This is a genomic window from Thermodesulfobacteriota bacterium (assembly GCA_040758155.1).
Classification (GTDB): Bacteria; Desulfobacterota; Deferrimicrobia; order Deferrimicrobiales; family Deferrimicrobiaceae; genus UBA2219.
In genome coordinates this window covers 1-6,477 of sequence record JBFLWB010000055.1, presented here as the reverse complement: position 1 = coordinate 6,477, position 6,477 = coordinate 1, and the positions used below count along the sequence as shown (strand labels likewise).

General features: G+C 67.8%; 5 protein-coding genes. All 5 read left to right on the top strand.

Annotation, left to right across the window (positions count from 1 at the left end; translation table 11 throughout):
• A partial coding sequence (locus AB1346_03510) for a capsule assembly Wzi family protein (GenBank protein ID MEW6719496.1) occupies positions 1 to 1,244 on the top strand: 1,244 nt, incomplete at its 5' end.
• Entirely contained in the window at positions 1,241 to 3,793 is a 2,553-nt protein-coding gene (locus AB1346_03505; GenBank protein MEW6719495.1) for an SLBB domain-containing protein, read from the top strand. The genes AB1346_03510 and AB1346_03505, both read left to right, overlap by 4 nt.
• Before the next feature lie 23 nt (positions 3,794 to 3,816).
• Positions 3,817 to 4,950, top strand: coding sequence for a Wzz/FepE/Etk N-terminal domain-containing protein (locus AB1346_03500; protein MEW6719494.1), 1,134 nt, complete (start codon positions 3,817 to 3,819; stop codon positions 4,948 to 4,950).
• Complete coding sequence (locus tag AB1346_03495; protein MEW6719493.1) at positions 4,947 to 5,930, top strand: Gfo/Idh/MocA family oxidoreductase; 984 nt, start codon at positions 4,947 to 4,949, stop codon at positions 5,928 to 5,930. The genes AB1346_03500 and AB1346_03495 overlap by 4 nt, the downstream gene beginning before the upstream one ends.
• Positions 5,927 to 6,477 (top strand): acylneuraminate cytidylyltransferase family protein (locus AB1346_03490; protein MEW6719492.1); only part of this gene is annotated, 551 nt, incomplete at its 3' end. The genes AB1346_03495 and AB1346_03490, both read left to right, overlap by 4 nt.

Here is a 6,477-nt window from a genome sequence, read left to right as displayed (position 1 = left end):
CGGACCTGGGCAACTGGGTCGCTTACCGGTCTGCGCCGCTTTCCATGGCCCTCGGCCAGGTATCCCTTGCCCGGTCGAGCGAAACGAAGATCGAGTGGAACGAGGGGGGAATCCCGACTCCGGACGGGCTCTCCGCGGAGCTCTCCGCCCTCGGCCGCTTCGAGCCGTATCCCTGGCTTTCCGTGGACGGCAGGGCGGCGACCTGGTTCGGGGAAAGGGACGCCAATGGGACACAGTACGGGGAGGCCTCCGTCGGGATCGGACACAGATACGCCTCCCTGCAGGCGGGCAGGATCACGTCCTGGTACGGTCCCGGACGCCGCGGCGCGCTGATCTTCACGAACAACGCGCAGCCGTTCCGGGGCGTCCGGCTTCACAATCCCGTCCCCATCTCTTTCACCGGCTTCCTCTCGTTCCTCGGCACCGCGCAGTACGATCTGTTCTTCGCCCGGCTGGACGCCGCCCGCCCGCTGCCCAAGACGCTGCTGTCCGGTTTGCGCCTGGGACTCCGGCCGAGCCGTTACTTCGAGATCGGCGCCTCGCGGGCAATCCACTTCGGGGGGGAAGGACAGGGGGAAAGCGTCGGCGATTGGTGGAAGGCCTTCATCGGATCCGAAATCGACAATCTGGATTTCAGGACGAACCAGCTCGTCGCGTTCGACGGGACGCTGACGCTTCCCTTCAAGACGCAGCCGGTCCAGCTCTATTTCGAATGGGGGGCGGAAGACCAGGCAAGGGGCGGATACAAGGTTCCCCGGTTCGCGAAGTGGGCGACGCTCAGCGGAGTGTTCTTCCCGTCCATCCTCGGCAATCCCGATTTCGATTTCCGGGTCGAGTACGCCGACAACCACATGGGCGGTCATGGAAGCGACTGGTACACCCATCTGGACTCCCCGCATGTCTATAAGGGACGGTTCCTCGGCCACCCGATGGGAACGGACGCGCGGGATCTTTCCTTCCAGGGACGCTATTTCCTTCTGCCCTCGACGTTCCTGGAGCTCACGGTGAACCGGATGGACCGGTTTCTCGCGGCGGCGCCGACGGAGGAGACGATCGGCTTCCGGCTGGCATTCATCGGCTGGCTGACGCCATCCCTTCGCGCAGGCGCGGGTTTTCATGCGGAGAGGGTCGCGAACGCCGGCATGGCGGCGGGCGCCCGGGAGAACGGGTTCGCCGCCTGGGCCGACCTTGCGTGGAGATTTTCCGGCGGATATGCTTATCATTCTTCCAAGGAGCGTCCATGAAGCGACACGGTTTCCCGGCATCCATCGCGATCCTGCTTTTCCTGGTTTTCGCCGCCCGGGAGGCGTCTTCGGCCGAGCCCTTCGGCTCCATGGGCGGGTCCATGACCGGGGACCAGTCCGTTTTCACGGGATCGGGCGATTCTTCACAGGTTTTCGGCTTCCCGTATCCCCTGCAGCAGTCGCCGGGCAGCATGGGAACCGCGCCCATGGGTTCCCCGCTTCTCCAGCAGGGCGATTTCATGGACGGCGGGATGATCGCCGAGGAGAAATCGGCCCGGCTTCCGCCGCTTCCGCCGGAAGGGCAGTCGGCATTCGAGCAGCTCGTTTCCGGGAAGGTCGAGATCACGAGGGCCCAGCTCGATGTCATCCGCCAGGACCCGGCGATCGTGTTCACGAACACCCCCGGCGCCCCCTACAACGGGTCCGTCGTGGTGCCGGTGAAGATCGTCGCCGTTTCCAGGAAGAACGGATCGGCTCCCCAGGCGCCCGCCGCGGATCCGGGCGCGGCCCCGGCCGCCGATCCTGCGGCAGCGGGGGAGAAGGCGGCGGCCGACTCGCCCGTCGTCCTGTCCTCCGTGGATGTCATCGCCGGCTACCTGGTCGGCCCGCGCGACCGCATCGCCGTCGCGTTCCGCCTCCTGGGGATCGCCAGCCCCTATTCGATCTCGATGGATCTGAAGCACTTCGGCCTTGAGCTGTTCCAGCAGGGACGCTCCGGATTCCTGACCGTCAACCGCCTGCCCGTCGGCCCCGATTACGTCCTCGGCCCGGGCGACGAAGTGAGGGTGCGGATCTGGGGCAAGGTCGAGGGCGCGTGGAACCGCAGGATCGAGCGGGATGGCACCATCCGCCTCCCGAAGGTGGGCGTCGTCCCGTTGGGGGGAATGACCTTCGCCCAGGCCCAGGAATCGCTCCAGAAGGAGTTTTCCCGCGTCTTCACCGGGTTCGAGATGAGCGTCACGCTCGGCGTCCTGCGCTCGATGACCGTATACGTGGTGGGCAACGCGCGGCAGCCGGGGGCCTATACCGTCTCTTCCATGGCGACGCTGGTGAACGCCCTGATCCAGGCCGGCGGTCCCTCCAAGTCCGGCTCCATGCGCGACGTCCAGGTTCGGCGGGCGGGGATGACGATCGCCCATTACGACCTGTACGACCTGCTGCGGCAAGGCGACAAATCGAGCGACCCGCGCCTCCTGCCGGAGGACGTGATTTTCGTCCCGCCGATCGGGCCGGTCGCCGCGATCGCGGGCAGCGTGAACAACCCCGGCCTCTACGAGCTGAAGGGGGAGCGGACCGTCTCGCAGCTCATCGAGCTGGCCGGCGGGCTGAACGCGCTGGCGTTCCGCGGCCGGCTGCAGATCGAGCGGATCGTCGAGAGCAACCGGCAGATCGTGTTCGAGTCCGACCTGGAGGCGTCGCGGGAGAAGGAGGTCGATCTCCGCTCCGGCGACATCCTCAAGGTGTTCCAGATCGTGCCGGACCGCCGGACCGTGCGGATCGCCGGGGCCGTCCATCGGGACGGAGAATTCGGATACACGCCCGGGATGACCGTGAAGGACCTCGTTTCCTATTCCGGCGGAACGAAGTATTACGCGTACCTGAAGGAAGCCGAGCTGTCCCGGCTGCACCTTTCGGAATCGGGGCCGACGGTCGAGAAGGTGAGCATCGACCTGGAGAAGGCGCTGGCCGGGGACCCGGCGTCGAACCTGCCCCTCCGGGAGAACGACCGGCTCCTGGTGCGCTCCGTTCCGGAGCTCTCCACGTTCACCCAGGTCACGCTGCTCGGCGAGGTCCGCTTTCCCGGGACGTACACCGCCCGGAAGGGGGAGCGGCTTTCCTCGGTGATCGAGCGGGCGGGCGGCTTCACGTCCGACGCGTATCTGCGGGGCGCCGTCTTCACGCGGGTCAGCGTCGCGGCGTACCAGCAGAAGGTGATCGACGAATCCATCGCCCGGCTGGAGCGCGACCTGGTGGCCCAGGGCGCCGCGATGGTGGCGATCTCGGCGACCGGCCAGGAGATGGGGGCGGCGCAGGCGGAGATCCGCCTGGTCGAGGCGCTGGTGCAGAAGCTGAAGCAGACCCGGCCCCAGGGAAGGATGGTGCTCGAGATCTCCGCCCCCGGGGAGATGAGGAACACCCTGAACGACATCGAGCTCGAGAACGGGGACGTCCTCACCGTCCCGCAGAACCCCCGGAACGTCCACGCCCTGGGAGCCGTGTTCAACCAGGCGACCTTCGTCTTCGACGAGCGGAAGAAGCTGGAGAACTACATCCTGATGGCCGGCGGCTACACGGAATCCGCGGACAGGGACCGGATCTACATCCTGAAGGCGAACGGCTCCGCGATCCGCCCGGAAGGAAGCCGGTTCTTCCTCTTCTCCGGCTCCGCGTTCTCCGCGCAGGACGGGAAGCCGCTGCTGGAGCCCGGGGACACCATCGTCGTGCCCGAAAAGATCGGGCGGATCGCATGGCGCCGGAGCATCATCGACATCTCCCAGATCCTGTTCCAGGCCACCATGGCGGCAGGCGTCGTGATCGCGGCGTTGTAGGGGCATCGACATTGGAGCCGACAATGGAACCCGGAACCTCTTCGAGAGGCAGCGAAATCGACCTGGCGGAGCTCTTCTCCGCCCTATGGCGCAGGCGGCGCCCGATCCTGGCGATCACCTTGGGATTCGCGCTCCTCGCGGCGGTCGTGGCGCTGCGGCTTCCCAACGTCTACCGGGCGGAGACCCGGCTTTTGCCTCCCCAGGACAAGGGGGGGAACCTCGCCGCCCAGCTCCTGGGCCAGGCGGGGGGGATCATGGCGCTTGCGGGCGGGGTTCCCACGCTGAAGTCCCAGGGCGAGCTGTACGTGGAGATCGTGAAGTCCCGGACCGTGCTGGACCGCATGGTCGACCGGTTCGACCTGATGAAGCTCTACGAGGCGCGGTTCCGCCAGGACGCGCGCAGGATCCTCATGGGGGCCGTCAAGGCCAGGGACGACAGGAAGAGCGGGATCATCTTCCTGACGGTCGAGGACACGGACCCGAAGCGGGCGGCGGAGATGGCCAATGCGTTCGTCGAGGAGATGCGGGCCCTGGCGGGCGGGCTGGCGATCTCGGAAGCCGGCCAGAGGCGCATGTTCTTCGAGGAGCAGATCCGGCACGCGAAGGATTCGCTGACCCGGTCCGAGGAGGAGATAAAGAGTTATCAGCAGCGGACGGGGCTTTTCCAGGTCGACGCCCAGGCCCGGGCGATCATCGAGGGGATCGCGCGCCTTCGGGCGATCGTCGCGGCGAAGGAGGTCGAGGCCAAGGTCCTGCGGACCTTCGCGACCGACAGGAACCCGGACCTGAACCGGGTGGAGGAGGAGATCCGCGCCCTCCGGAGCGAGCTGCAGAAGGCCGAAACGGCGAAGGGGGCGGGTTTCGACACCATCATGTCCTCGGGGAGGGTCCCCGAGATGGGCATGGAATACCTGCGGAAAGTGCGGCAGCTCAAGTACAACGAGACGCTGTTCGAGCTGCTGTCGAAGCAGTATGAGCTTGCGAAGCTGGACGAGGCGAGGGACGCCGTCGTCATCCAGGTGATCGACCGGGCGGTCCCCCCCGAGCGGAAGTCCGGGCCGCAGAGGCTGTTCATCGTCATCCTGGCCGCGTTCATCGCCCTCGTTCTGTCCACGGGCGTTTTCGCGTTGGTGGAGGCCCGCAAGATCCGCCCATGACCGACGCCATCGTGGCTGTTCTCGGGACCGGCTCCATCGGGCGCCGCCATCTCGCAGTCCTGAAAACCCTCGGAATCCGGTCCATCGCGGTGCCCGTCCGCCCGGACCGGGCCGGGGCCCTTGCCGCCGATGGGTGGGAGGTCGCAGGATCCCTGGACGAAGCGGCGTCCCGGGGGGCGCGGGCGGCGGTCATCGCGACCGACACGCTGCGCCACGTGCCGGACACGCTGCATGCGCTGCGCCTCGGCCTCGATGTCCTTTGCGAAAAGCCGCTGGCGGAGGATGCGCTGTCGGCGGGCCGCCTCCCGGACCGAGCCGGGGAGTCGGCCCCCCGCCTGTTCGTCGCTTACTGCCTCCGGTTCGACCGGGGGCTCGGGGGCTTTCGGGCGCGCCTCGCCTCGATCGGAGACATCCATTCGGCGCGCATCGAGTGCCGCTCCTTCCTCCCGGGATGGCGGCCGCACCGCGATTACCGGGAAAGCTATTCGGCGCGGGCCTCGGAAGGCGGGGTGCTCCGGGACCTGTGCCACGAGGTGGATTACGCCTGCTGGCTCTTCGGCTTCCCCGAGGCGGTGTCCGGAATGACCGGCAACACGGGGAGGCTGGGAATCGAAAGCGAGGAGATCGCGGAGGCGTTCTGGGTCTCGCCCGGCGGCGTCCGCGTTTCCGTGGGGCTGGACTACCTGAGCGATCCTCCTTCCCGGTTCGTCCGGGCGCACGGAAGCCTCGGGATGCTGGAGTACGATTTCCACTCCCGGCGCCTGGTCCTGCGGACGAAGGGCGGCGAACGACGCGAGGAGAGGATGGAGGGGGATCCCGGAGACATGTACGCGGAGCAGATGCGCCGCTTCCTCCAGGCGGCCTCGGGCGGGGATCCCGGGGTCCTTGCGACGGGCGGCGACGGGCGGAAGGCGCTCGCGCTCTGCGACGCATGGAGGAGGAGCTCGGCGTCGGGCCGCAGGGAGGTGCTTTCGTCTTGACGGTCAAGCCGGTGCTCTGCGTGATTCCCGCCCGCGGAGGGTCCAAGGGGCTCCCCGGGAAAAACATCCGGCCGCTGGCGGGGCTGCCGCTGATCGCGCACTCGCTCCGGTGCGCCGGGATGTGCGCGGGGATCGCCCGGACGATCGTCAGCACCGATTCCGGGGAGATCGCGGCGGTCGCCCGTGCGAACGGGGCGGATGTGCCCTTCCTCCGCCCGGAGGAGCTCGCCGGGGACACGACCCCCATGCTGCCGGTCCTGCAGCACGCCTTGCGGGAGATGGAGCGCATCGACGGGAAGCGGTACGGATCGGTCCTGCTGCTGGATCCGACCAGCCCGGGAAGGTTTCCCTCGGACGTGGAGGAGTGCGTGCGCCGCCTGGATGCCGACCCGGCGGCCGACGGGGTGGTCGGCGTTTCCCGTCCCGATTTCAACCCGTACTGGCATTGCGTCGTGGAGCGGGAAGGGTACATGGCGCCGCTCATCCCCGGCGCGGACCGTTTCGGCAGGAGGCAGGACGTGCCCGCCGTATACCGCATCAACGCGTC